A 24,115-nucleotide genomic window follows, 5' to 3' on the forward strand; every position below is an offset into this window, starting at 1 on the left:
TCACTTCTGTTGATGACGGGGTATAGAACCGGAAAACGAGCGCGAGGATGTAAGCTTGGAAATCCGTTTCGATGCCGCCGGTGTCGCTTTCGAGGGTCGGCAGGCCCTGCAGCCCCTGTCTTTGACATTGACGGAACGGCGTATCGGCGTGATCGGCCTTAATGGTTCCGGCAAGACCACCTTTGCGCGGCTGATCAACGGGCTGAACAAGCCGAGCGAGGGCAAGGTTGCGGTGAACGGTCTCGACACCGTGAGGGACGCCAAGGCGGTCTTGCAGACGGTTGGTTTCATCTTCCAGAATCCGCAGAACCAGATCATCCTGCCGATCGTGCGCGACGATGTCGCCTTCGGGCTGAAGCGGCTCGGTCTCGGCAAGGCGGAAACCGAAGCCCGGGTGAAAGCCGTTCTTGAGCGGCTTGGCATTTCCCATCTCGAAGAACGGCGCGCGCATGAGCTTTCCGGCGGGGAGCTGCAGCTTGCGGCGCTGGCGGCGCTTCTGGTTACCGAACCGCACATCCTTATTCTCGACGAACCGACCAACCAGCTTGATCTCAAAAACCGGGCTGTCGTGGAAAAGACCATGGCGACGCTGTCGCAGTCGCTCATCGTCGTTACCCATGATCTGCCGCTGCTTGAAGGCTTCGACCGTGTGCTGGTTTTCCACGGCGGCGCGCTGATTGCAGACGCCGCGCCTGAAGAGGCCGTGGCGCAATATCTCGCTGCGGTGGCGCGATGAAATCGCTGCACGTTGAAGGCACGGGCTGGCTCTACCGCGTGTCGCCGCGCCTCAAGCTCCTGACGCTCATGGGCTTCAGCATCGCGCTGTTCCTTACCCGTGATCTGTTGTTGCTGGGATGCGCCGTGGTTCTCGCCGCCGCCATACTGCGCGAGACGCGGCTATCCTTGCGGGAGATCGGCCTGCGGCTGCGGCCCGTGATGCTGACCATTTTCCTCGTCGCGGCCTTCAGCTATCTGCTGCTGCCGGCTCAGGATGCGACAGTCAACCTTTTGCGGCTGACGGCGCTGGCGCTGCTTGCCACAGCCGTCACCATAACCGTCAGCATTTCGCAGTTCATGGATGAGATCACGCTTGCCGCCGCCCCTCTCGAAAGGCTGGGGCTGGTCAAGGCTGCCGATATCGGGCTTGCGGTCGGGCTCGTCGTGCGGTTCGTGCCTGAGATCGTCAACCGGTATCATGCGGTGCGTGACGCACACCGGGCGCGTGGCCTGCCCGTGCGCATGGCCACTATCATCGTGCCACTTGTCATTATGACGTTGAAGGATGCCGATGCCATTGCCGACGCCATTGACGCGCGCGGTTTCAGAGGCCAAAGCTGACGGCCAGATAACCATCCGGAGTTTTGAGCGCCATGACGACCCGCGACCTTGTGCTGATTTCGCTGTTTTCCGCCATCATCATCGCACTCGGGCTTCTGCCACCGATCACGCTCGGTTTCATCCCCGTGCCGATCACCGCGCAGTCGCTCGGCGTCATGCTGGCCGGCGTCGTGCTGGGTGCGAAGCGCGGCACGCTCGCGGTTCTGCTGACGATCCTGATTGCCGCCATCGGCTTGCCGGTCCTGTCGGGCGGACGCGGTGGTCTTTCGATCTTCACCACGCCGACGACGGGCTTCCTGATCGGCTGGATCGCGGCGGTCTTCGTCACCGGCACGCTCTCGGAAAAACTCGTCAATCGCAGCCAGTCCGCTCTGGCGCAGGGCATCGGTTTCTTCGTCGCCAGCCTGATCGGCGGCGTGGTGGTGCTTTATGCTTTCGGCATCACCTATCTGGCGCTGGTCGTCGGGCTTGGTTTCGAGAAGGCCTTTATGGGTTCACTCGCCTTCATTCCCGGCGATGCGCTGAAGGCCGTGCTTGCCGCACTGGCCGGCCGTGCCGTGATGGCCGGTTATCCGCTTCTGCCGCAGCGCGCCTGAACAGACTTTCTTCGGGAGGAAAAGCATGGCGACGCGTTTATACGAACACCCGATCTTCCTGGAGCACATCACGCCTCCCGGCCACCCCGAGCGGCCGGACCGCCTGCGGTCGCTGAACATCGCGCTCGAACATCCGAATTTCGAGCGGCTGGAACGGAAGGAAGCGCCGCAGGCCAATGAGGATGCGGTGCTGCTGGCGCATCCGGAAGAGCATCTGCTTTCTGTCATGCGGCAGGTGCCCGAAGAGGAAGGTGAGATTAACCGGATCGAATCCGATACCTATCTTTCGCCGAAAAGCCTGCAGGCGGCGCTGACCGGCATCGGTGCGGCAATGGCTGCGGTGGATGACGTGTTTACCGGTGCTGCCGACAATGTCTTCGTCGCCGCCCGCCCGCCCGGCCACCATGCGGAAACCGCCAAGGCCATGGGTTTCTGTCTTTTCAACAATGTGGCCATCGCCGCCCGCCATGCCCAGAAAAAACATGGCGCAGAGCGCATCGCCATCATCGACTGGGACGTGCATCACGGCAACGGCACGCAGGACATCTTCTGGAACGACACATCAGTGCTGTTCTGTTCCACCCACCAGATGCCGCTTTACCCGTGGAGCGGCGATAAAAACGAAACCGGCGCGAAGAACAATATCGTCAACGCCCCGCTTTCGCCCAATACCGGCAGCGATCATTTTCGCGAGGCCTTCAAATCCCGCGTGCTGCCGGCGATTGCCGATTTTTCGCCTGATCTCATCCTCATCTCCGCCGGTTTCGACGCGCATCACCGCGATCCGCTGGCGCAGATCAATCTGGTGGGCGAGGATTTCGACTGGGCCACGGGCCGACTTCTGGAAATGGCCGACAAATACGCATCGAACCGGGTCGTCAGCCTGCTTGAAGGTGGTTATGATCTGGAAGGGCTGGCGGAATCGGCAGCCATGCATATTTTGAGAATGATGAAGGGTTGAACATGACGGAAAATGCCAACACAGCCGATGTCAGCGGTTATTCCTTCGAAAAGGCCGTCGCCGAGCTGGAAAGCATTGTCGCACGCCTGGAACGCGGAGACGTGGCGCTGGACGAATCAATCGCCATCTATGAGCGCGGCGAAGCCCTGAAGAAGCACTGCGAGACGCTGTTAAACGCCGCCGAAAAGCGAATCGAGAAAATCCGCCTCGATCGTGCGGGCAAGCCGCAGGGTGTGGAGCCGCTCGACGGGGAGTGACTGCGTTTAGCGGGAGCGTTTGGACGTGATTCGATAAGGTAGCCACCTCCCGATTCAAACACTCGACGTCATCCTCGGGCTTGTCCCTGTTATCTGCAACCGATTGATTTTATTCGACGTGATTAGATCCTCGGCACAGGGCCGAGGATGACGGAGGAGAGGTTTGCAAATCTTTGTCAGCGGTGATCGCGTGAATTAAGCCTCTCACAATCTCGTGTTCCCTCGGGTCAGTTAACACTGCGTTCGATATCGCTATGCTCCCTAAACCTTCGGTTATGCTAAACTCCGGCCAGACGATACGAGGAGCAAGCGATGTCCTTCTTTCCCGGTAACGATCCCGTCGCGGGTGATGCCTTTGCCTGCGATGCCATCGAAAACCTGATCATTCCCCGCACCAGCGATATTGGCGGCTTTGCCGTACGCCGCGCCCTGCCGACCCGGCAGCGGCGGCTTGTGGGGCCATTCATTTTTTTCGACCGTATGGGCCCGGCGATCCTGAAGGCGGGCGAGGCGCTCGACGTCAAACCGCATCCGCATATCGGGCTTTCCACCGTTACCTATCTGTTCGACGGCGAAATCAAGCACCGAGACAGTCTCGGCACCGAGCTTGTCATCCGCCCCGGCGATATCAACCTGATGACGGCCGGGCGTGGCATCGTGCATTCGGAACGCACACCGGAAAATCTGCGTGGCCATCCGCTTTCCATGTCCGGCCTGCAGACCTGGCTTGCCCTGCCCGACCATATGGAAGAAATCGCCCCCGCCTTTGCCCACACGGCGAAGGAAGACATGCCGCTGATCGACCTGAAGGGCGCGACCGGCCGGGTGGTAATCGGCGAATTCGAAGGCCTCACCTCCCCGGTTTCGTCCTTTACCGATACGCTTTATGTCGACCTGTCGCTGGAGCCGGGCGTAAAATTCCCCTTCTCCGCCGATCATGAGGAGCGGGCGATCTATATTCTGTCCGGTTCGCTGGATGTGGCTGGCGATATTTTCGCCGCCGACCAGCTGCTCGTCTTCCGGCCCGGCGACGACATCACGTTGCAGGCCGGCAGCAATGGCTGTCACGTCATGATCTTCGGCGGCGCGGCGCTGAACGAGCGCCGTTACATCTGGTGGAACTTCGTTTCGTCATCAAAAGAACGCATAGAACAGGCCAAACAGGAGTGGAGAACCGGACGCTTCGACATCGTTCCCGGCGACGAAGAAGAGTTTGTCCCTTTGCCGGAAGGTTGAAATTCTATAGAAGTGTACGACATGCAGGGCTGCACCGTCGGCTTTCGACATGAAAGACGCTCTGGCACGCCCTGCTGACGATAAGAAAAGGCCGAACGATTGACCGGAATGCCACAGACACCATTGCTCGACCGGGTGAAATTTCCCTCCGATCTCAAGGAGATCGATGATCGCGACCTGCCGGAACTGGCAAGGGAACTGCGCGACGAGATGATTGACGCGGTGTCGAAAACCGGTGGCCATCTGGGTGCGGGCCTTGGCGTGGTGGAACTGACGATTGCCATTCACAAGGTCTTCAACACGCCAGAAGACCGGCTGATCTTCGATGTTGGCCATCAATGTTATCCGCACAAGATCCTGACCGGCCGGCGTGATCGCATCCGCACGCTGCGACAGGAAGACGGGCTTTCCGGTTTCACCCGGCGGGCCGAAAGCGAATATGATGATTTCGGCGCCGGCCATTCTTCCACCTCCATTTCCGCCGGTCTCGGCATGGCGGTGGCGGCGGGTCTTGATGGCAGCGACCGCAAGGTCGTAGCCATCATCGGCGACGGCTCGATGTCGGCGGGCATGGCGTTTGAGGCATTGAACAATGCCGGCGCGCTCGATGCGCGGCTGATCGTCATCCTCAACGACAACGATATGTCGATTGCGCCGCCGACGGGCGCGATGAGCGCTTATCTGGCACGCCTCGCCTCCGGCCGCACCTATATGGGCTTCCGCGATTTCGGCAAGAAACTCACCGCCTATCTCGGCAAGACCATCGACCGCGCCATTACCCGCGCCGTGACCCATGCGCGCGGTTATGTGACCGGCGGCACGCTGTTCGAGGAGCTTGGCTTTTATCATATTGGCCCGATCGACGGTCATTCCTTCGATCACCTTTTGCCGGTGCTGCGCAATGTGCGCGACAACCAGAAAGGCCCCGTCCTCATCCATGTGGTGACGCAGAAGGGCAAGGGTTATGCGCCGGCGGAAGCGGCAGCCGACAAATATCACGGCGTCAACAAGTTCGACGTCATCACCGGCGCGCAGGCGAAAGCCAAGCCGAATGCGCCGAGCTATACCAGTGTCTTCGCCGAAGCGCTGATCCAGGAAGCCACCCTCGACGAGAAGATCATCGGCGTCACCGCCGCCATGCCCAACGGCACCGGCCTCGACAAGATGGCCGAGCTTTTCCCGTCTCGCACCTTCGATGTCGGCATTGCCGAGCAGCATGCCGTCACCTTTGCGGCGGGACTTGCGGCTGATGGTTATAAGCCGTTCTGCGCGCTATATTCCACCTTCCTGCAACGCGGTTACGACCAGTTGGTGCATGATGTGGCGATCCAGAGCCTGCCCGTGCGTTTCCCCATCGACCGCGCCGGTTTTGTCGGCGCGGATGGGCCGACCCATGCCGGTTCGTTCGACACCACTTTCCTTGCCACCCTGCCGGGCATGGTAGTGATGGCAGCGTCCGACGAGGCGGAGCTGAAACATATGGTCCGCACGGCAGCGGCCTATGATGAAGGCCCGATTTCCTTCCGCTATCCGCGCGGCGAAGGTGTGGGCGTCGAGATGCCAGCGCGCGGTGAGATTCTGCAGATCGGCAAGGGCCGCATCATCAAGGAAGGCACCAAAGTCGCCCTCCTTTCCTTCGGCACGCGGCTGGCGGAATGCCTTGCGGCGGCTGAAGATCTCGATGCCGCCGGCCTTTCGACGACGGTTGCCGATGCGCGCTTCGCCAAGCCGCTCGATCTCGACCTTATCCGCCAGCTGGCCAGCCATCACGAGGTGCTGGTGACGATCGAAGAAGGGTCTGTCGGCGGTTTCGGTGCACATGTGCTGCATTTCATGGCCAGCGCGGGCCTGCTCGACCATGGCCCGAAGGTCCGGACGCTGACCCTGCCCGACCAGTGGGTGGAGCAGGCCAAGCCCGAGACCATGTATGCCAATGCCGGCCTCGATCGCGCCGGCATCGTTTCAACCGTGTTTAATGCGCTTGGCCAGCGTCAGGCCGGCGTGGGTTTTGCGGGCTGAAGCACGCTGCCCGAGGTGAAGGAGGCGGGTAGATGATCCCGCCCCTTGTCACTGTTTTTATGCCGCCGCGCCATCAAGAAAACCGACGACACTATCGATTCGGCCCTCGGCATCGCGGCTGACGACATCGGTACCGCCGGCAACGTCGTCGCCGTCAGGCGAAATCAGGCGCCATGAGAAACGGGTGAAATCGCCGTGTCCGTCAGGGGTGCCGGTCAGCACGAAGCGATATCCGGGAAATTTCTGCCGCGCCGCCTCGATCATTGCGGCTATCCCCTTCTGGCCCTCGCCCTGCATCAGGGGGTCAATATAACGGGCTGTTTCGGCCCATGCCTTGTTTACCATCTGCTTGCGGCGTTCGCCGTCTTCCTCATTCCAGACCGCGAGATAGGTTTCGGCGATTGCGAGATGCTGTGTCATGAGTGTGCTCCTTTGGGTTGACGGCCTTGATCATGCCGGGGTCCGGGAAGCGGAACAATTACCTGCGAGGTAATCGCATTGGCGATATCTTCTGCTAGGCTGCGGGGCATGACACATCATCGAGAACATGTCGGCCAGGTGCTGAAAGAATGGCGAGCCCGCCGCAGATTGAGCCAACTCGATCTGGCGCTAGAGGCGGACATATCCGCACGCCATCTGAGTTTTGTGGAAAGCGGGCGCTCATCTCCCAGCCGCGACATGCTGGTGCGGCTGGCGGATCAGCTTTCCATGCCGGCCCGCGCCGCCAACCGGCTGATGCTGGCGGCGGGTTATGCACCTGTTCATTCCGAACGGTCGCTGGATGCACCTGACATGACGGCAGCCCGGCAAGCCGCCGAAACCGTGGTGCATGGCCACATGCCCTTCCCCGCCCTTGCCGTCGACCGGCACTGGAACGTGGTTCTCGCCAATGATGCGATCACATCGCTGCTTGCCGGTGTCTCCGCCGACCTGCTTCACCCGCCGCTCAATGCCTTGCGGCTGAGCCTGCATCCCGACGGCTTAAGTTCCCGCATCGTCAACCTTGCCGAATGGCGGCACCACCTACTGGAACGGCTGAAACGTCAGGTGGAAGAGACGGGAGACGACGTGCTTTCCTGCCTGCATGCGGAGCTTGCGGCCTATCCCACACCGATGCTTTCGGCCCATGCCGCCGGGGCAGATCCGCTGGCGATACCGCTCCAGCTTCGTGATCCGTCTTCGGGCACTATTATGAGCTTCATTTCAACCACCACGGTTTTCGGCACCGCCACGGATGTGACGCTGTCCGAGCTGGTGCTGGAGTGTTTCTATCCCGCCGATGCGGCAACCCGCGCGGCACTGATGCAAGGCACCAAGGAGTAAGACCCGTGCACACCACCTATCTCATCGGCTTTCAGGTGCGCCCCGGCGAGCGAGGGCGTTTTCTCGAATTGCTGAACGCGCTGCTCGACGCCATGCGACACGAAAAGACCTTCGTAAACGCAACCCTGCACCGGGATGGTGAAAACGAGAACCGCTTCCTGCTGCACGAGACCTGGAGCGACCATCAGGACGTCATCGACGTTCAGATCCACCGCCCGTATAGGCAGGCATGGCACGATGCCCTGCCCGATCTTCTGGATGCGCCGCGGGATATTTCCGTCTGGCATCCCATGCGGGCCGACCACGCGGCATAACGAAACGAAACGTTAAGAAGTCCCGCGTACGAGGCGCGGGTCGTCTGCACAAGCTTAGGATTTTTGCGACACGATCCGCGGCTCGCCTATTTTGAACCACGCCTTGGCGATCCTGCCGTTTTCAACTTCATAGATGCAGGCAACGTCGATCTCTCCCTTTCCTTCCGGAAAGTTCCGCGTGACCGTTTCGTGGTCGATGACGACATTTCCGACAGTAATGCGCGTCAGCAGTTTCCCATGGAGATCCGGCTCCTTGAAGCGCTCGATGTGGCGTTCTCGTATCTCGGCCGCGTTTCCTGCCAGAAGCGTCGCCGGGAAGGCGTAATACTGACAATCATCCGCCCACCAGGCCATAAATGCATCGATGTCGCGGGCATTATAAGCCTCCAGCTGCTTTTGCACCGGAAGTTCGATTTCACTGTTCAAAACGCACCTCTTTTAGAAAAGCCGTCGCGGCAAAATGGATTTTTAAAGGAGTGAATGCCCTGCATTTGCCAGCAGGTCGACCGTTTTCTTCAGATCATTGGATTTCACCAGCAGGTGGTCGCCATCGAAAGTCGAAACCACGAATATTCCAATATCGTTGGTCGACAGCGGTTCAATCACCGAAAGCACGATGCCCGTCTCATCAAAGGCGAACGGGCCCTGAAGTTTGAGGCAGTTCCAGCCCGTATCGGCCTGAACATCATCAGGGATCCGTTCCTGACGGCAGACGACGGAAAGCTCGTCGTCAGTCCGGCTGATGCTGAGAAAACCTGCGCCATCGGCCCAGGCTGGAATGGATGCATCCGCACTGAGCCGGGCCACCCCATAGGCGCCATCCAGAAGTCTTAACTTAACACGAGAGGCCATCTGAAAACTGCCTTTCCGAAAGCCCGATGCGGCTTTCCTTGGGTTTAAGAAGACTGTCAAACGCTTCCCCTGATGAAATGCCATCAGTTTCAAAGCCTGATGGCCGTCTCTTCTTTCGCCGTCTTGATCACGACCATGGTGAAGAAGCGCGCGACATTGTGCTGGTCGCGGAAAAGCCGGTCGCACAGGGCGTCGAATTCCTCCATGTCGCGCAGCCGCAGCATCAGCACGACATCGGTTGCGCCGGTGACCGCATAGACGTGGGATACGGCCTCTTCCGCGATCGCAATGTCCAGAAAGCGGCGCATATGCTGCTCTCCATGCAATTTCAGCTCCACCGTCACCAGCGCCTTGAGAACGCGTCCCGCCTTGGCGGGGTGGAGGATCGCGACAATGCGGTCGATCACGCCCGATGTGCGCAGGCGCTGCAGGCGGCGCAGGCAGCTGGAAGGTGACAGTCCCACCTCATCGGCCATATCCACATTGGTGCGCGAGGCATCGCCCTGCAAAATATTCAGTAGTTTCCGGTCTATCCGATCCATGCCTGCAGCATAACTCCCTTCGGTACATTTGCAATAAAATTGCAAGATAATGCAATCTTTGACCACAAATGCGAAAGGCTTCAGCCTAGAGAAGAGAGACAAGTTTCAGGGAGCCTCAAATGCCATTTTTCGCAACCATCAGGCAGAAAACGCGGGAAACGCTCGGAATTTACTGGGTGCTCGTACGGATTACCGTTCCGATCGCCATATTGACCGAAGTTTTATCGAGAATGGGGGCAATCGAGGCGGTGGCGCCTGCCTTTGCACCCGTCATGAACCTCATCGGGCTTCCCCCGGAACTAGGTCTTGCCTGGCTGACGGCCATGCTGGTCGGCATATGGGGCGCGGTACCGCTCATCTTCACGCTCGTTCCCGCTTCGTCGTTGAGCGCCGCGGATATCACCGTTTTTTCCGCACTCATCCTCTTTGCGCATGCCCTGCCCATCGAGCAGAAGATCATCGCCAGGGCGGGTCCGGGCATGCTCGTTTCCACGGTGCTGCGTATCGCCGGCGGGCTGCTTTATGCGTTTCTCCTGCATCAGCTTCTGGAAGCGACGGGATGGTTGTCTGCACCGGTGAACCCTGCCTGGATTGCGATGAGCGCCACGCCTGAATGGACCGGCTATTTCCTTGGTCTCGGGGAAACCATGGTCTGGATGCTGGTCATTCTTCTCGCTTTGTCGTTCGGACTTGAAATCCTTCGCGTGACCGGCCTGCTGGCGCTGATGATGAAGGCGCTTTCACCGCTCCTGCGTCTTGCCGGCATTCGCGGCGAGGCGGAACATCTCACCGCCATCGGTCTGTTCCTGGGGATTTCCTATGGCGCCGGTTTCCTGATCCGCGAAGCGCAATCAGGAGCGATCTCACCGAGGCAGGTGTTTCTGTCCTGCGTGTTCATGGGTTTTGCCCATAGCGTGATTGAAGACACGCTGGTGGTGATGTCGCTGGGCGCCGATGTCTATGGTGTTCTCGTCGGGCGGCTTGTTTTCGCCGTTGCGGCGACCGCCGTCATTGCCGCCCTGCTTCACCGACTGTCCGATGAGCAGTTTTTCGCCCGGATGTTCCGGCTGCAGGGAACATGAACAGCACTACTGTCTCAAGCGCTGATGCAAAAACGGGGCCTTGCGGCCCCGTTTCCATTACTCAGTCTGAAAACCGGTCTCAGAATTCCGTCCAATCCTGATCCTTGGCAGCCGGCGCTTCGGCAGCGCCGCCGAAGGCGCGGGCGAGGCTCTGACCAAGCGCGCGGGCGGGAGAAGCGACCGGCCGTGCGGTTGCGGAAGCCGGCTTGACCGGAGCCTTGCGAACCGGTGCGGCGGGCGCGGGCTGGAAGGCGGGCTTGGCGGCAGACTGGCGGGGGGCGGAATATCCACCGGCGCCGGCGACGGCGGCGCGCGCACCGCCCATCCGGAACTGGCCAAGCAGACCGTTCAGCGCTTCCGCTTCGCGGGCGAGCGAATGGCTGGCGGCGGTCTGTTGTTCCACCATGGCGGCGTTCTGCTGCGTGCCCTGATCCATGGTGTTCACGGCCGTGTTGATTTCCTGCAGGCCGGTCGCCTGTTCGCGGGCGGCAACGACGATGGCGCTGACATGGGCGTTGATCTCTTCGACTTCCGACACGATGAGTTCCAGAGCCTTGCCGGTCTCATCGACCAGATTGACGCCGTTTTCCACCTGCTGGCTGGAAGCGCCGATCAAAGTCTTGATTTCCTTGGCGGCATTGGCGGAGCGCTGGGCGAGTTCGCGCACTTCCTGTGCGACAACAGCAAAACCCTTGCCGGCATCACCGGCGCGGGCCGCTTCCACACCGGCATTCAACGCCAGCAGGTTGGTCTGGAAGGCGATATCATCGATGACCCCGATGATATTGCCGATTTCACCCGAGGATTTCTCGATCTCGCGCATGGCGGCAACCGCCTTGCGGACCACGACGCCGGACTTCTCCGCACCGGCGCGGGCGCGCTGAACCAGATTGCCGGCATCTTCCGCGCCACGGGCGCTATCACGCACCGTGGTGGTGACTTCTTCCAGCGCCGCAGCGGTTTCCTCGATGGAGGCCGCCTGCTGTTCGGTGCGGCGCGACAGGTCGTCAGCGGCAGAGAGCATTTCCGAAGCGCCGGCATTGATGGCGGCGGCGTTTTCACCCACCGTGCGCAACGCCTGCTGCAGCTTTTCGACCGCGCTGTTGAAATTCACGCGAACCGGATCGATGGCGGGCACAAAAGGCGTTTCGATGCGGTAGGAAAGATCGCCGTCGGCGAGAGCGGCAAGGCCCTTGCCAAGCTCGGCGCTGGCGAAGGCGCTGGCGGCTTCGTCGCGCGCTTTTTCTTCCTCGTTGCGGCGGCGTTCGGCGTCCGTCGCGGAGCGCATGCGGTCAGTCTCGCCGGCAAGGCGGGATTTTTCGAGACCGGCTTCCTTGAAGACCAGAACGGCCTTGGCCATCTTGCCGACTTCGTCGCCACGATCCGTGGCGGGAACTTCCGTCGTCAGATCGCCATCGGCAAGCCGGCTCATGGCCGCCGTCATGCCGACGATCGGCGTGACGATGGAGCGCGACAGAGCCCAGATCAGGATAACGGCGAGCAGGCCGGCGACGGCACCACCGCCCAGAAGCGCGTATTCCAGATTGCGGGCAGCAGTCTGCTGTTCAGCGGCATAGACGGTGGACAGGCCGTTCAGCTGTTCCTTGATCTTGGCGGCGGAAGCGCGGAAGCCATCAAGCTGGCCCTTCGCCTGGTTGCGGCCGATCTCGATGATTTCGGAAATCGGCGCTTCCGTCGTCTTGCGGGCGGCGATCTGCGGCTCCGCCAGTTCCTTGAAGAAGACGGTGGCGGATTTTTCCATATCGTCGATGGACTTCAGGATATCAGGCTGGCCGGCGGCCAGAGCGCGGGCGTCGTTGAGCTTCTTCAGCATCAGCTCGCGCTGGGCGAAGACATCAGTATAGGTGCTGTCGCTGCGGAACAGCAGGAAACCGCGCTGGTTGACGGCCTGCTCGAGCATGGCGGCCGTCGCGCCATCCACGGCCTGAATGATGTCCTTGGTGCGGTTGTTTTCAATCGTGACACGCTCGCTCCCCAGTGTTTGCCAGAACACGACCGCAGAGGCGAGCAGACACACGCCCATCAAGGCACAGAAGGTGGCTATGAGCTTGAGGTTAATGGGGAGATTTTTCAGCGACATCGCAAACTCTCTCGGCGACCCGATGCCACGGAGCAAACGTCTGCGCTGCAACGGCCGCAATTTCTGGAAAATGGGGGAGACGCCGTCATGGCAGGTTCCGAGGGCCACACGGGCCTTGCGGACAAAGTGCCTCACAAGGCTTTATATTGGATTAATCTCATATGTCGTTTTCCTGCTACCCAAGGCGTATTTCTTCGCCCACCCGTATGGCCTGTCCGCGATAAATTGCTTGCATCTGCGGGGTTTGGCGGTCATTGACACGGGATCATGTCCAAAACATCTGAAAATGAACGGCTAGACCAGCTTCTTGTGTCGCTTGGCCACTTTGCCAGCCGCTCGCGTGCGCGCGACGCGGTTTCGCGCGGCACCGTGAGCGTGAACGGCAAAATCGTCACCAAACCGAGCCAGACCGTCGCTGCAAACGTCAAGATCGCCATTACCGATCCGGCGCAGGCTTACGTCTCGCGCGCCGCCTTGAAGCTCACAGCCGCGCTCGATCATTTCAAGCTCGATCCGAGGGGCCTTGACTGCCTCGACGTCGGCGCATCGACCGGCGGCTTCACCGAGGTGCTGCTGCATCGCGGCGCAAAACACGTCGTCGCTATTGATGTCGGCCACGGGCAGATCCATCCAAGGATCGAGAACGATCCGCGCGTGACCAGTCTGGAAGGGCTGAATGCGCGGTTCCTCACCACAGATGATATCGATGATCTACCCATCGGCTTCATCGTTTCCGACGTGTCCTTCATTTCGCTGAAGCTTGCGCTTGCCCCCGCACTTGAGCTTGCGGAACCGGGTGCTCTGGCGGTTCTGCTCGTCAAGCCGCAATTCGAGGCGGGGCGTGATGCCATCAGCAAGGCCGGGCTTCTGAAGGAGCCGGAAACCGCTCCTGCCGTGGCGGCCGAGCTGGAACGCTGGCTGACCGAGGACATGGGCTGGAAAAGCCTCGGCCTCATTCCCTCGCCGATTTCCGGCGGTGACGGCAATGTCGAATTTCTTCTCGGAGGCGAAAAGCCATGAGCACACAGACCGTCACCATCAAGAGCCTCGGCGCGCAGGGCGATGGCATCGCACACTGTCCCGACGGCCCGGTCTATGTGCCTTTCGCGCTGCCCGGCGAAACGGTCGCCATTGCCAAGGTCAAGGATCAGGGCACAGTCATGTCGATAACGGAAGCTTCGGCTGACCGCCGTGACCCCGTCTGTCGCCACTTTGGTCCAGAAGGCGTCAACGGCACCTGCGGCGGCTGTTCGTTGCAGCATATGGCTGATCAACCTTACCGCGCCTTCAAGCGGGAACTGGTGGTTTCGGCACTGAGATCGAAGGGTCTGACCCCGCCAGTGGACGATCTCGTCATCTGTCGTCCCGGCGAGCGCCGCCGTGCGGTGTTTGCCGCCCGCAAGACGGAAAAGGGCCTGCTGCTGGGCTTCAGCCAGGCCAACAGCCATCACATCGTCGCCATCGAGGAATGTCCCGTCACCTCGTCCGGCATCGTCTCGCGGCTCGATGCTATCAGAGCCATCGGGCTTTCCATGGTGGCGAATGCCGAGCCGTTCCGCATCACCGTTCTCGAAACGCTCTCCGGTCTCGATATTTCCGTCGAGGGCATCAAGTCGGTCAACGACAAGCAGCGGCGCACGCTCACGGAAACGGTGCTGGCCATGCGCGGCATCGCCCGCGTTTCGCTGTCGGGTGAAATCCTGATCGAACCGCAAAAGCCAATCATCGAATTCGGCGGCGTTGCGGTTTCGCCGCCGGCAGGCGGTTTCACGCAGGCGACGAAGCAGGCCGAAGACGCCATGGCGGAACTGGTGCTTGCCCATGTCGGCAAATCCAAGCGCATCGCCGATCTGTTCTGCGGTTCCGGTACATTTGCGCTCAGACTGGCGCGCATCGGCAAGGTGCATGCGGTGGAAGCCGAAGACAAGCCGCTGAAGGCACTGGATTTCGCCGCCCGCAATACGCAGGGCCTGAAGCCGGTCAGCGTCGAGAAGCGCGATCTCTTCCGCCGACCGCTGATGACAAGCGAACTCAAGAATTACGATGCCGTCGTGTTCGATCCGCCGCGTGCGGGTGCGGAATTCCAGTGCAAGGAACTTGCCCGCAGCACGGTGAAGAAGATCGTTGCGGTGAGCTGCAATCCGCTAACACTCGCACGCGATCTCGCTATCCTCACGGAAGGCGGCTACCGCGTCACCCGCGTCACGCCGGTCGACCAGTTCCTGTGGTCGCCGCATGTGGAAGCAGTGGCGGTGCTGGAGAAATAATCACCAGGCGGTATCGACCGTGCCGTTGCCGACGACGCCCGAGCAGCGGCAGGCGCCACCGACGCGACCCCGTTCCAGCGGGCAGATATAGGGCCGGCGGCGATTGGCGCTCTCCGGCGGGGTGATGACGCAGACGAAACGCGCGCGGCGCATGCGATCGCGATTGCTGCCGGAGTAATAGTCCTGGCTACCATCATCGTAAGACTGCGCCAGAATGATATCGTTGCCGGAAGCCACAGGCGGCGGCGTGATCGCTGCCGCTTCGCCAAGGGTTGTGGCGGAGAGGAAGACGGACAGGGCGAAAACGACGTGACGCATACGGGTGGCCTTCGGAAGCAGGGTTGCGATCCAACGTTGCGGGACCGGTTGGACGACCATACATAATCCGCATTCACAAGCACAGCGGCCTTGCTCGGCATCGCCGCGAGTTTCTTCTCCCCGCCGGGGAGAAGGTGGCCCGAAGGGTCGGATGAGGGGGAACCCTCACCGCACATCTCTGCCCTCGCCCCCTCATCCCGCTGCCGCGGACTTCTCCCCGACGGGGAGAAGAAACAAGCGGCACACTCTCTGACGGCAAGCAACGACCCCGTTTTCTTGAGCGCTCAGCGGCGCATGAAGGCCTCGAAGGCAGCGCGTGCTTCCGCACTCTGCAGCTGCGCGATGAAATGGCGGCCTTCCTCTTCGATGCGGGCAAGTATGTCCTGCGGGTTGCCGCGCACCAGATCGCGGGCGATCTTCAGCGCCTGCTGCGGTTTGGCGGCAAGACGGGTGGCGAGCGCCAGCGTTTCGGCCTCTACATGTTCTGGCGCGACGACTTTCCAGATCAGCCCGGCCTGCCACGCCTGTTCGGCGGAAAAACCCTCACCCATGGCAAGCAGCGCAAATGCGCGCTGGTGGCCAATGAGTTTCGGCACAAGCAGGCTGGAGGCCGCTTCCGGCACCAGTGCCAGATCCACGAAGGGTGTCTTGAACAGGCTGCGGCTGGAGGCGACCGTCAGGTCACAATGCAGGTTCAGCGTCGTGCCGATGCCGATGGCGAGCCCGTCCACGCCGGAAACCAATGGTTTTTCGAAGGCGACCAGCGCTTTCAGAAATTCGAGTGCCGCAAGCTTGCCCTTGCCGCCCGACATGGCGAAGGCCAGGAAATCGGCCATGTCATTGCCGGCGGAAAAGCAGCCTTCCGTGCCGAGAAAGGCGACGACCCGAATTTCGGGGTTCGCATTGGCGGCATACAGGGCCTCGGCCATGCGCAGATACATCGCATCGGTGATGGCGTTTTTCTTCTCCGGCCGGTTGAAGCGGATGGTCAGAACCTCAGGCGCATGGCCAACCGGCTCAACGAGAATATGATCGTCCGACATCTGAAACTCCTCAAGCCAACAGGGGGCGGGCGGCGGCAAGGCTTGCCGCGCCTAATATAACGCGATCCTTCAGCGCCGCCGTTTCCGCCAGCAGGTTTTCCGCCGCAAAACGGCAAAGTGCGGCGCGATGCCCGCCCCTGCCATCATCGACGGAGACCAATGCGCCCTTGGCGAGATAGGCACCTGTCAGAGCCAGGCCGAAGAGCCGCTGATAGGCCGTGGCACCGGCAAGCGCAGCTTCGGTTTCCCCAGCCTTGATGCGGGAGAGCAGCCAGTCGGTCGTCGTTTCCAGATCGTTGAGGCTGGCTTCAAGATAACGGGCGGTCTCGCCAAGGTCATCGCGGTTAGACGCGGCCGTCCGGGCGGCAATTTCACTCAATTCGCGAATGAAACCGCGCACCTGTGCACCCTCGGAGAGCGGCAGCTTGCGCAGCACCAGATCGATGGCCTGAATGCCGTTGGTGCCCTCGTAGATCGGCGCGATGCGGGCATCGCGCAGATAACGCGCAGCACCTGTCTCCTCGATGAAGCCCATGCCGCCATGCACCTGAATGCCCATGGAGGCGACATCCACACCGGCATCGGTGGAGAAGGATTTCGCAATCGGCGTGAGAAGAGCAGCGCGCTCCTGCCAGTGAGTGCGCTGGGTGGCGTCTTCGGTCGCATGCGCCATGTCGATGGCATGGGCGCAGCTGAAGGAAATCGCCCGCGACCCTTGAGTCAGCGCCTTCATCGTCAGAAGCGTTCTGGCGATGTCAGGGTGTTCGATGATCGGGCTCATGCCGGAGCCTTGCCAGCCGGGCGCCTTGCCCTGTGTACGCTCTTTCGCGTATTCGATCGCCTTCTGGGTCGCCGCCTCGCAGATCGCCACGCCCTGCATGCCGACCGCAAGGCGGGCGTTGTTCATCATGGTGAACATGCAGGCAAGGCCCTTGTTCTCCTCGCCGATCAGCCAGCCCAAAGCGCCCTTTTCGTCACCGAATTTGCCGTCGCCGAAGATCATCGTGCAGGTGGGTGAGCCGTGAATGCCGAGCTTGTGCTCCAGCGAATGGCAAAACAGGTCGTTGCGGTTGCCCGGTGCGCCCTTTTCATCGGGCAGGAATTTCGGCACGAGGAACAGCGAGATGCCGCGCGTGCCGGCCGGCGCATCCGGCAGACGGGCGAGAACGAGGTGGATGATATTATCCGCTGCATCGTGTTCGCCCCAGGTGATGAAAATCTTCTGGCCGAAGATGCGATAGGTGCCGTCACCATTGCGCTCCGCCCGGGTCTTCAGCACACCAAGGTCCGATCCTGCATGGGGTTCGGTGAGGTTCATGGTACCGGTCCACTCGCCGGATACGAGTTTCGGCAGATAGGTTCGCTTTAGATCGTTACTGCCATGGGTAACGATGGCTTCCACCGCGCCCATGGTGAGCGTCGGCGCCAGCGCAAAGGCCATGGAGCCGGAATTCCACATTTCCAGCGCTGCGACATTCAGCATATGCGGCAGGTTCTGGCCGCCGAATTCTTCCGGCGCCGTCAGACTGTTCCAGCCCGCTTCCGCCCAGCGGTGATAAAGATCGGCCCATCCGTCCGGCGTCGTCACCTTGCCATCTGCAAGCTTCGCGCCCTGACGGTCACCGATATCGGCGAGCGGGGCGATCTCTCCGGTGGCAAAACGGCCGGCTTCCTCAAGAATGGCATCGACGAGATCTTCGCTCAGCTCTCCCAGCACACCCTTTGAGAGCGCGTCTTCAAGACCCGCCACATGCTTGAGTGTAAAGGCGATATCATCCACCGGCGCGCTATACATGCTGCCTCCTCCCGAAGCTCTTGCATCTTGCTACTGCCCTCGGGCTAAATGATTTTTACGTAAACGTCAATTTGAAAATTCCCGCGATTTCGACAGGTTTGTTATAAAACTGTCATGTGAATTTGCTCAGCATGCGATGACATGCGCCTCGCCGCTGCCGCTCCCACCCCGGAACGACGGACGCCTCCCCTCCTCCCATCCCCGCCGGTCAGGACTGCCACGATGGATCTCATAACGCCCACCATTCCCGGCCTTGTCTGGGCCTATCACTTCCAGCCCGGGAAAGCCCCGTGCCGCCGGCTGGCGCCCGATGCCGGCTTCGACGAGATGACCGGATATGAGGGGTTCTACTGGCTGCATCTCAATCTCGCCGACCAGCGGGTTGCCGGCTTCCTCGAAACGATCGTCGGCCTCGACCCAGCGGCACGGGCGAGCCTCACCACCCATGAGACACACCCTTCCATCGTGGTCGATGAAAAATCGCTCTATGGCACGCTGGTCGATTTCCAGCGCGAGTTCGACAAGGAAACGCGCGATTTCGGCTGGCTGCATTTTGCGGTGAGTGATCGCTTCATCATCACCACCCGCCTGCAGCCGCTGCATTCGGTGGACCGGCTGAAAGCGGCGGTCGACAAGAATTCCAACCGCTACCTCACACCATCGCATGTTTTCGAAGGTCTCGTGGCCGAATTCCAGCGGTCGCTCATCAATCTGGTGATGGAGACAACGGAAGAGCTCAACGCCATCGAGGACATGGTCTATGACAGCGAGAACCGCGACGAGCGGCGGCGCCTTGCCCCGCTGCGCCGCACGGTCGTGCGCCTGCACCGGCATTTGCGCACCGTGCTCACCCTGATGCGGCGCGCTTCGGCCGCCGATGACGACGAGATGCCTGACGGTTTCGAGGATGTCGCTTCCCGCCTGATGGGACGGCTCGAGGCTGTCGATCACGACGTCTATGCGCTGCAGGAGCGTGCAAGGCTGCTGCATGAAGAAATCGATTCCAAACTCTCGTCTGAAACCAACCGGCACCTTTATATCCTGTCGCTGATGACGGCATTCCTGCTGCCGCCATCGCTGGTGACCGGTTTCTTCGGCATGAATACGGATGAGTTGCCGTTCACCGTTGGCACTGGCGGCACCATGGCAGCCAGCATCTTCATCGTGATTTCGGTGGCGCTCGCCTGGTTCGTCCTGAAACGGGCGCGGATTTTGTGACAGCAAAGGTGACCGGACGGCTCTGTCAACTTCAGCCTTAAATCTATCAGCTGTAAGGCGAATAGCAAGGCTGGCGCGGGCCATGGTAGGGCTGGAACGTGTTGCTATAGGCATCGTAGGAACGATAGCGGCCATAGCACCAGTTCACATGCGCCTGGCTCATGCCTCCCCGGCGGATCGGGCGATATTCACGATAGACCGGGCGCGGACGATATTCCGGAACCGGGCGGTAGACTTCTCGCGGCTGCGACAGGGCGCCACCGATGATCGCACCCGTCGCAAAGGCTGCGAGCGGGAACCAGTAACCGTCATGGTGACGATAGCCCGGGCGGTAATCGCGATAACCACGATGGCCGCCATACCAGCCGCGACGGTCACCCCAGTCGCCGCGACCATCGCGGTCGCGCCAATATTGGACATTCACGACATTGTTGCTGGCATCATTGCCTGCGGTCTCAACGCTCTTCGGCGCGGTCTGCAATGGCATCGCTGCTTCCGCCGGAACAATCGCTCCCGCAACCACAATCGCAGAAAGACCGACAGCCATGATATTCTTGATATAGCTTTTCATCTGACTTCCTCCATTCACGACGGTCAAAAGCCCGTTCTCCGTGAATAATAACACTTTTCTCTTCTCATTCGGCCAGTTTTTCGGTCTGGCTGGACATTCCAGGTTGCAGGCTAGGCGTTTTCGCCTGAACCCAGCATTAACGGTCTCATCACGCTTCGTTTACCCAATCGGGCAGCTGCAAAACAAAAGCCCGGATCAAGATCCGGGCTTTCGAAAACCTATCAGCGGCTGTAGGGCGATACGCATATGCGGCGCGGACCGCTGCTCGGCTGATAGCTGTTGTCGTAGGCTCGATACGACCGCCAGCGGTTCTGACACCACGAAACATGGCTGCCGCCATAGGTCGGGCGCGGCTGCTGCATGGCACCGCCGATGATCGCGCCTGCGGCGAAGGCTGCCAGCGGGAACCAGTAGCCGTTATGATAACGGTAGCCCGGACGACGATCGCGATAGCCGCGGTGGCCGTTGTAATAGCCGTCACGCGGCGGGCGCGGGCGATACATGCGGTCGCCATGCCTGCGGTCATAACGGCGGTCCCATTCGCGATACTGCACCGGCACCACATTATCAGTGGAAACCGCCGGCTTAGGCATCGGGACAGGCACCTGAAACGCCTGAGACGGCGTAAAGCTGGTGATGAACACGATCATCGCTGTAGCGATGCTCGTTGTCCGGAAATTCATCATGATCTTCCTCCGTTTGCTTCAGCGCGTTGGACCGCGCCTTTTCACCCACTCACTCTTGCCGGAGATAAGGGTCAGCCCCCGTTTCTACACCCGAGAAGAATTCGATGACGTGCAAACGAGTTTAGGGAAATTTAGTTCCATGACAACTATCCGGTGAAAGATGGGAAAGATGACACGCAGCCTGATCGCTTTGTCTTTTCCCGGAAAAGCCAAAGCGATCAGCTTATACATGTCTCCCAAAACCGATGACAGTTTTGGGAGATGCTGACGTCACGCCTCCACCTTCACATCGGTCAACGGCCGTGAGCAGCAGGCAAGAATATAGCCTTCCTCGATTTCATCATCGAGAATACCGCCATTGTGGTTCATCTCCACCTCGCCGGAGAGCTTCAGTACCCGGCAGGTGCCGCAGATGCCGGATTCGCAGGCGGCGCCGATACGAACACCGGCGGCACGCGCCGTCATCAGAACCGTCTGGCCGGGCTGGCAGGGCATCTCTTTTCCGGAAAGGGTGAAACCCACCATCGACAGCGCTTCGCCGTCGGCACCGGTGACAACTGTTTCACCCACGCTGACCGGAGCGGCCGGCGCAAAGCTTTCCTGATGATAGCGGCTCATATCGAAGCCGGATGCGTCGAGCATCGAGCGGACGGCGGCCATGAACGGCTCCGGACCGCAACAGAAGACGGTGCGATCCATGAAATCATGCGCCAGCAGCGCAATCTTGGCCTTGTCGACCATGCCCCTCAGGCCGGACCAGAGATCGGTGCGGCCGCATTTCTCGACAATGAAGCCGAGCGACAGGTTCGGCATGAAACGGGCGAGATATTCCAGCTCGTGACGGAAGACGATATCGCCGGGCGTGCGTGAACAGTTGATGAAGGTGATGTCGCTCTGCGGCGCGCGGTCGCTCATGTCGCGCACCATCGACATCATCGGCGTGACACCGGAGCCTGCCGAGATGAACAGATATTTGTCGCCGGGATGCTTGACGTAGGAAAAGTCGCCGAGCGGTCCGAGCGCCCGGATCTTCATGCCGGGCTTCAGATTATCGAACATCCAGCGCGTGCCGATGCTGGTGGCCTGCGCCTTCACCGTGACCGACAGCGCATAGGGCCGCGACGGGCTGGAGGACAATGTGTAGGTGCGGTAAACGGGCTCCGTACCCACGGGCAATTCCAGCGTGACGAACTGGCCCGGCAGATAACGGAACCAGTTCTGATCCTCGGAGCGGAACAGGAACGTCATCACGTCCGATGTCTCGGGCGTCACTGAAATGCATTCCAGCAGCTGGAGCTTGTCGCTCCACGGCTTCATCTCGTCTATGTGCTTGTAGGTCACAACCATATTCATCTTCGCATCACGCTACAGCCGAAAGCCGGGCCTTGTCGCCGGAGAGGCGATCGACCATGAAATCGGAATACCAGTTGACGAACTGCATCACGCCGCCCTCGTCTTCCATGGAATAGGGACCGGGCTGATAAGCGGGCGAGCGAATGCCGAAGGCATTTTCCTCGACGATGCGGCGATCCTGGTCGTTGGTCTCGTTCCAGACGTGGGTGAGGTCTTCGAGATCGTAATCCACCCCTTCGACGGCATCCTTGTGCACCAGCCATTTGGTGGTGACCATGGTCTCATTGGCGTTGAGCGGCAGCACCCGGAAAGAAATGGTGTGGTCGCCGAGGAAGTGGTTCCAGGTCGTCGGATAATGGAACAGCAACAGCGCGCCGATATGGCTGATACTGACATCCTCCGACAGCGGCCGGCGCACGGCGCGTTTGCCCGACATGGTGTAGCTTTCCGCCTCGCCGATCAGCGGCATGCGGGCAACACGGAACTGGCCCTTCGGATCGATCTTGAAGCGGCTCGGCAGGCCGGCGGCCTCGCAGCGCGCCCAGTGGCCGCCGATTTCGGGATCGCTGGCACCGCCATCCGTCCCCGTCACACTCGGGTTTTCAGGGTAGGTGCGGCAGAGTTCGGGGTGGTTGGCGGCGCAATGGTAGCACTCGCGGTTGTTTTCCCAGACCAGCTTCCAGTTGCCCTTTTCGATGATGGTGCTTTCATGCGCGACCTTGGCTTCCCAAATGCGGTGCGGGGCCATGTAGCTTTCGACCTCGGCGCGCATCGGCGCGAAATCGGCGGGCTGGTCGGCAAGGCAGATGAAGACGTAACCGGCAACGGTCTCGCAGGCGACGGGCTTCAGGCCGAATTCCGCCTTGTCGAATTCCTCGCCCATATGGCGTGCGAACAGCAGTTTGCCATCCAGATCATAGGTCCACTGGTGATAGGGACAGACGAGACGGGCGGCCTGACCCTTCTGCGCGCTGCAGACGCGCGAACCGCGATGGCGGCAGGAATTTTGCAGGGCGCGGATCTGCCCGTCGCGTCCGCGAACGATGACGACCGAGTATGCGCCGACCTGAACGGTCATGTAGTTGCCGGACTTGGGCACTTCGCAATCATGGCCTACGAACAGCCAGTCGCGATACCAGATCGTCTCCATATCCAGCTTGAAATAATCCGGGTCCGTGTAGAACGGCTGCTCCAGGCTGAAGCCTTCGCGGCGGTTTTTCAGCTGGCGCAATACGGTGTCACGCAATTCCATGGCCAAATCCTCGATCAAACCGCCCTGCCCGGCACCATTTGCGGGGTTGCGGAAGCATGTCCTCATCTAAACACCGGCGGTCATTTGCGGCAGCACAAACAGCGACATCGGCTTCCGCATTGGCGACAAATTGCGACATGCGCAATTCGCCGCCGTTGCCCATTCCGCTGGGAAATCCGACGTCTATTCAGCGCCGGAAACGACGTCGCAATATGACGCATGATAGCGCCTGCCCGCCTCTCCACCCATTAAAAAACGGGAGGTGCGGCGCAACGGAGTATTAATGCACCCTAAACTATATTGAAGGAACGACAGCAACGGAGGCGCTCCTGGTGGAGAAGGCGACACGCATACGCTATTTCGATGCGGCAAGGCATTCGGTCACGCCGATACGATCGAAGACCGCGCATTCCGACTTCCTGCGCACGGGTCGCATCAGCCGTTATGAAGAGCGCTGGCTGCCCAGGGAACGTGTCTATTACAGCCATGACGATGTGGCTGCGCTGACCGGGCGGAAGCTGGAAGCCGCCGCCGATGCCACCCACAGCCGTCTCAACACCTTTCACCAGTCCATCCGTTTCCCGAAGATGGTTTTTCACCATCTGCTCAACGATCGGCCGCATCTCGGCTATTGCCATGTCACGGCGGCGAAAACGAGCTTCGATGCCGAGCGCCATGTGCTCTGGTCCTTTTATTTCGCGAATTTCTTCGCCGAGCTGAGCGGGGCAGAAAACTTCTTCGAAAATATCGATGCGCGCTACTCGCGCATGTATTTCGCGGTCGCCATCAATGCGCTTCCCGATCACGAGATCGCCATCGACACCTCCTTCCATCGCGGCGGCCTGCTGTTCCAGACGCATGATCCGCGTGTGGCGCTGAAAAACGTGCTCATGCTGGGCGCGCGTTCGGAAGAGATGCGCAGGATCATCAGGGCGATATAAAGCGCGATAGCACTTTCCATCCCGGCCTGAAATACGCTATTGACCGCCCT

26 protein-coding genes are annotated in these 24,115 nt (G+C 60.5%); 14 read left to right on the plus strand and 12 right to left on the minus strand.

From position 1 onward, the window contains the following. Positions 1-55: 55 nt before the first annotated feature. The 7 genes from O8B93_RS00215 to dxs all read left to right on the plus strand — a co-directional run bounded on the left by O8B93_RS00215 (position 56) and on the right by dxs (position 6,407). On the plus strand, positions 56-736 hold the full coding sequence (locus O8B93_RS00215) for an energy-coupling factor ABC transporter ATP-binding protein (RefSeq protein WP_269707846.1): 681 nt from the start codon (positions 56-58) through the stop codon (positions 734-736). Further along, complete coding sequence (locus O8B93_RS00220; RefSeq protein ID WP_269707847.1) at positions 733-1,338, plus strand: CbiQ family ECF transporter T component; 606 nt, start codon at positions 733-735, stop codon at positions 1,336-1,338. The genes O8B93_RS00215 and O8B93_RS00220 overlap by 4 nt, the downstream gene beginning before the upstream one ends. 32 nt (positions 1,339-1,370) lie before the next feature. Then, complete coding sequence (locus tag O8B93_RS00225; protein WP_153513285.1) at positions 1,371-1,934, plus strand: biotin transporter BioY; 564 nt, start codon at positions 1,371-1,373, stop codon at positions 1,932-1,934. Between the two features lie 25 nt (positions 1,935-1,959). Continuing rightward, complete coding sequence (locus O8B93_RS00230; protein ID WP_269707848.1) at positions 1,960-2,895, plus strand: histone deacetylase family protein; 936 nt, start codon at positions 1,960-1,962, stop codon at positions 2,893-2,895. A 2-nt stretch (positions 2,896-2,897) separates the two neighbouring features. Further along, complete coding sequence (locus O8B93_RS00235; protein ID WP_003503059.1) at positions 2,898-3,152, plus strand: exodeoxyribonuclease VII small subunit; 255 nt, start codon at positions 2,898-2,900, stop codon at positions 3,150-3,152. A gap of 312 nt (positions 3,153-3,464) precedes the next feature. Beyond that, positions 3,465-4,388, plus strand: coding sequence for a pirin family protein (locus O8B93_RS00240; protein WP_269707849.1), 924 nt, complete (start codon positions 3,465-3,467; stop codon positions 4,386-4,388). A gap of 99 nt (positions 4,389-4,487) precedes the next feature. Next, positions 4,488-6,407: a 1-deoxy-D-xylulose-5-phosphate synthase gene (gene dxs, locus O8B93_RS00245; protein WP_269707850.1), complete on the plus strand. Its 1,920-nt coding sequence runs from the start codon at positions 4,488-4,490 to the stop codon at positions 6,405-6,407. 57 nt (positions 6,408-6,464) lie between these two features. On the opposite strand, the gene O8B93_RS00250 is transcribed toward dxs, so the two are convergent. Next, positions 6,465-6,827, minus strand: a complete 363-nt coding sequence (locus tag O8B93_RS00250; protein WP_269707851.1) for a nuclear transport factor 2 family protein — start codon at positions 6,825-6,827, stop codon at positions 6,465-6,467. 108 nt (positions 6,828-6,935) lie between these two features. On the opposite strand from O8B93_RS00250, the gene O8B93_RS00255 reads away from it, so the two are divergent. Both O8B93_RS00255 and O8B93_RS00260 read left to right on the plus strand, forming a co-directional pair. Next, positions 6,936-7,730, plus strand: a complete 795-nt coding sequence (locus O8B93_RS00255) for a helix-turn-helix domain-containing protein (RefSeq protein ID WP_269707852.1) — start codon at positions 6,936-6,938, stop codon at positions 7,728-7,730. Positions 7,731-7,735: 5 nt separating this feature from the next. After that, the gene (locus O8B93_RS00260; RefSeq protein ID WP_269707853.1) at positions 7,736-8,044 is read left to right on the plus strand and encodes a putative quinol monooxygenase; all 309 of its coding nucleotides are present in this window, start codon (positions 7,736-7,738) and stop codon (positions 8,042-8,044) included. Between the two features lie 54 nt (positions 8,045-8,098). Here O8B93_RS00260 and O8B93_RS00265 read toward each other — a convergent pair whose 3' ends face one another. The 3 genes from O8B93_RS00265 to O8B93_RS00275 form a co-directional block, all read right to left on the minus strand. Further along, positions 8,099-8,470 carry a nuclear transport factor 2 family protein gene (locus O8B93_RS00265; protein ID WP_269707854.1) on the minus strand — a complete coding sequence of 124 codons (372 nt, stop codon included), beginning with the start codon at positions 8,468-8,470 and terminating at the stop codon, positions 8,099-8,101. 42 nt (positions 8,471-8,512) lie between these two features. After that, complete coding sequence (locus tag O8B93_RS00270) at positions 8,513-8,896, minus strand: ACT domain-containing protein (protein ID WP_269708613.1); 384 nt, start codon at positions 8,894-8,896, stop codon at positions 8,513-8,515. An 89-nt stretch (positions 8,897-8,985) separates the two neighbouring features. Next, on the minus strand, positions 8,986-9,438 hold the full coding sequence (locus tag O8B93_RS00275) for an Lrp/AsnC family transcriptional regulator (protein ID WP_269707855.1): 453 nt from the start codon (positions 9,436-9,438) through the stop codon (positions 8,986-8,988). Between the two features lie 119 nt (positions 9,439-9,557). On the opposite strand from O8B93_RS00275, the gene O8B93_RS00280 reads away from it, so the two are divergent. Beyond that, positions 9,558-10,520: a nucleoside recognition domain-containing protein gene (locus O8B93_RS00280; protein WP_269707857.1), complete on the plus strand. Its 963-nt coding sequence runs from the start codon at positions 9,558-9,560 to the stop codon at positions 10,518-10,520. Between the two features lie 79 nt (positions 10,521-10,599). Here O8B93_RS00280 and O8B93_RS00285 read toward each other — a convergent pair whose 3' ends face one another. After that, a complete protein-coding gene (locus tag O8B93_RS00285) occupies positions 10,600-12,621 on the minus strand; it encodes a methyl-accepting chemotaxis protein (protein WP_269707858.1) in 2,022 nt (673 codons plus the stop codon). A gap of 267 nt (positions 12,622-12,888) precedes the next feature. Here O8B93_RS00285 and O8B93_RS00290 point away from each other — a divergent pair, with 267 nt between their 5' ends. Beyond that, complete coding sequence (locus tag O8B93_RS00290) at positions 12,889-13,641, plus strand: TlyA family RNA methyltransferase (protein WP_269707859.1); 753 nt, start codon at positions 12,889-12,891, stop codon at positions 13,639-13,641. Beyond that, a complete protein-coding gene (locus tag O8B93_RS00295) occupies positions 13,638-14,888 on the plus strand; it encodes a class I SAM-dependent RNA methyltransferase (RefSeq protein ID WP_269707860.1) in 1,251 nt (416 codons plus the stop codon). Before O8B93_RS00290 ends, O8B93_RS00295 begins: the two co-directional genes overlap by 4 nt. On the opposite strand, the gene O8B93_RS00300 is transcribed toward O8B93_RS00295, so the two are convergent. The 3 genes from O8B93_RS00300 to O8B93_RS00310 form a co-directional block, all read right to left on the minus strand. Continuing rightward, a complete protein-coding gene (locus tag O8B93_RS00300; protein WP_309568490.1) occupies positions 14,889-15,206 on the minus strand; it encodes a hypothetical protein in 318 nt (105 codons plus the stop codon). A gap of 284 nt (positions 15,207-15,490) precedes the next feature. Next, positions 15,491-16,249: a crotonase/enoyl-CoA hydratase family protein gene (locus O8B93_RS00305; RefSeq protein ID WP_269707862.1), complete on the minus strand. Its 759-nt coding sequence runs from the start codon at positions 16,247-16,249 to the stop codon at positions 15,491-15,493. A gap of 10 nt (positions 16,250-16,259) precedes the next feature. Next, a complete protein-coding gene (locus tag O8B93_RS00310) occupies positions 16,260-18,044 on the minus strand; it encodes an acyl-CoA dehydrogenase family protein (protein WP_269707863.1) in 1,785 nt (594 codons plus the stop codon). Between the two features lie 222 nt (positions 18,045-18,266). On the opposite strand from O8B93_RS00310, the gene O8B93_RS00315 reads away from it, so the two are divergent. After that, on the plus strand, positions 18,267-19,262 hold the full coding sequence (locus O8B93_RS00315; RefSeq protein ID WP_173986380.1) for a transporter: 996 nt from the start codon (positions 18,267-18,269) through the stop codon (positions 19,260-19,262). Between the two features lie 46 nt (positions 19,263-19,308). On the opposite strand, the gene O8B93_RS00320 is transcribed toward O8B93_RS00315, so the two are convergent. From O8B93_RS00320 to O8B93_RS00335, 4 genes are all read right to left on the minus strand, one after another. Next, a complete protein-coding gene (locus O8B93_RS00320; protein WP_269707864.1) occupies positions 19,309-19,833 on the minus strand; it encodes a BA14K family protein in 525 nt (174 codons plus the stop codon). A 221-nt stretch (positions 19,834-20,054) separates the two neighbouring features. Further along, positions 20,055-20,519, minus strand: a complete 465-nt coding sequence (locus O8B93_RS00325; protein WP_269707866.1) for a BA14K family protein — start codon at positions 20,517-20,519, stop codon at positions 20,055-20,057. Positions 20,520-20,789: 270 nt separating this feature from the next. Then, positions 20,790-21,872: an FAD-binding oxidoreductase gene (locus tag O8B93_RS00330; RefSeq protein ID WP_269707867.1), complete on the minus strand. Its 1,083-nt coding sequence runs from the start codon at positions 21,870-21,872 to the stop codon at positions 20,790-20,792. 7 nt (positions 21,873-21,879) lie between these two features. Then, positions 21,880-23,124, minus strand: coding sequence for an aromatic ring-hydroxylating oxygenase subunit alpha (locus O8B93_RS00335; RefSeq protein WP_010971101.1), 1,245 nt, complete (start codon positions 23,122-23,124; stop codon positions 21,880-21,882). A 332-nt stretch (positions 23,125-23,456) separates the two neighbouring features. On the opposite strand from O8B93_RS00335, the gene O8B93_RS00340 reads away from it, so the two are divergent. Then, complete coding sequence (locus tag O8B93_RS00340) at positions 23,457-24,065, plus strand: DUF6656 family protein (RefSeq protein ID WP_269707868.1); 609 nt, start codon at positions 23,457-23,459, stop codon at positions 24,063-24,065. The last annotated feature ends 50 nt before the right edge of the window (positions 24,066-24,115 follow it).

The organism is Martinezella rhizogenes (assembly GCF_027460065.1).
GTDB lineage: Bacteria > Pseudomonadota > Alphaproteobacteria > Rhizobiales > Rhizobiaceae > Agrobacterium > Agrobacterium rhizogenes_C.

Coding starts and splice junctions, on each gene's coding strand:
- O8B93_RS00220 (WP_269707847.1), top strand. CDS start 733: ATGAAATCGCTGCACGTTGAAGGCACGGGCTGGCTCTACCGCGTGTCG.
- O8B93_RS00225 (WP_153513285.1), top strand. CDS start 1,371: ATGACGACCCGCGACCTTGTGCTGATTTCGCTGTTTTCCGCCATCATC.
- O8B93_RS00230 (WP_269707848.1), top strand. CDS start 1,960: ATGGCGACGCGTTTATACGAACACCCGATCTTCCTGGAGCACATCACG.
- O8B93_RS00235 (WP_003503059.1), top strand. CDS start 2,898: ATGACGGAAAATGCCAACACAGCCGATGTCAGCGGTTATTCCTTCGAA.
- O8B93_RS00240 (WP_269707849.1), top strand. CDS start 3,465: ATGTCCTTCTTTCCCGGTAACGATCCCGTCGCGGGTGATGCCTTTGCC.
- O8B93_RS00250 (WP_269707851.1), bottom strand. CDS start 6,827: ATGACACAGCATCTCGCAATCGCCGAAACCTATCTCGCGGTCTGGAAT.
- O8B93_RS00255 (WP_269707852.1), top strand. CDS start 6,936: ATGACACATCATCGAGAACATGTCGGCCAGGTGCTGAAAGAATGGCGA.
- O8B93_RS00270 (WP_269708613.1), bottom strand. CDS start 8,896: ATGGCCTCTCGTGTTAAGTTAAGACTTCTGGATGGCGCCTATGGGGTG.
- O8B93_RS00275 (WP_269707855.1), bottom strand. CDS start 9,438: ATGGATCGGATAGACCGGAAACTACTGAATATTTTGCAGGGCGATGCC.
- O8B93_RS00280 (WP_269707857.1), top strand. CDS start 9,558: ATGCCATTTTTCGCAACCATCAGGCAGAAAACGCGGGAAACGCTCGGA.
- O8B93_RS00285 (WP_269707858.1), bottom strand. CDS start 12,621: ATGTCGCTGAAAAATCTCCCCATTAACCTCAAGCTCATAGCCACCTTC.
- O8B93_RS00290 (WP_269707859.1), top strand. CDS start 12,889: ATGTCCAAAACATCTGAAAATGAACGGCTAGACCAGCTTCTTGTGTCG.
- O8B93_RS00295 (WP_269707860.1), top strand. CDS start 13,638: ATGAGCACACAGACCGTCACCATCAAGAGCCTCGGCGCGCAGGGCGAT.
- O8B93_RS00300 (WP_309568490.1), bottom strand. CDS start 15,206: ATGCGTCACGTCGTTTTCGCCCTGTCCGTCTTCCTCTCCGCCACAACC.
- O8B93_RS00305 (WP_269707862.1), bottom strand. CDS start 16,249: ATGTCGGACGATCATATTCTCGTTGAGCCGGTTGGCCATGCGCCTGAG.
- O8B93_RS00310 (WP_269707863.1), bottom strand. CDS start 18,044: ATGTATAGCGCGCCGGTGGATGATATCGCCTTTACACTCAAGCATGTG.
- O8B93_RS00315 (WP_173986380.1), top strand. CDS start 18,267: ATGGATCTCATAACGCCCACCATTCCCGGCCTTGTCTGGGCCTATCAC.
- O8B93_RS00320 (WP_269707864.1), bottom strand. CDS start 19,833: ATGAAAAGCTATATCAAGAATATCATGGCTGTCGGTCTTTCTGCGATT.
- O8B93_RS00325 (WP_269707866.1), bottom strand. CDS start 20,519: ATGATGAATTTCCGGACAACGAGCATCGCTACAGCGATGATCGTGTTC.
- O8B93_RS00330 (WP_269707867.1), bottom strand. CDS start 21,872: ATGAATATGGTTGTGACCTACAAGCACATAGACGAGATGAAGCCGTGG.
- O8B93_RS00335 (WP_010971101.1), bottom strand. CDS start 23,124: ATGGAATTGCGTGACACCGTATTGCGCCAGCTGAAAAACCGCCGCGAA.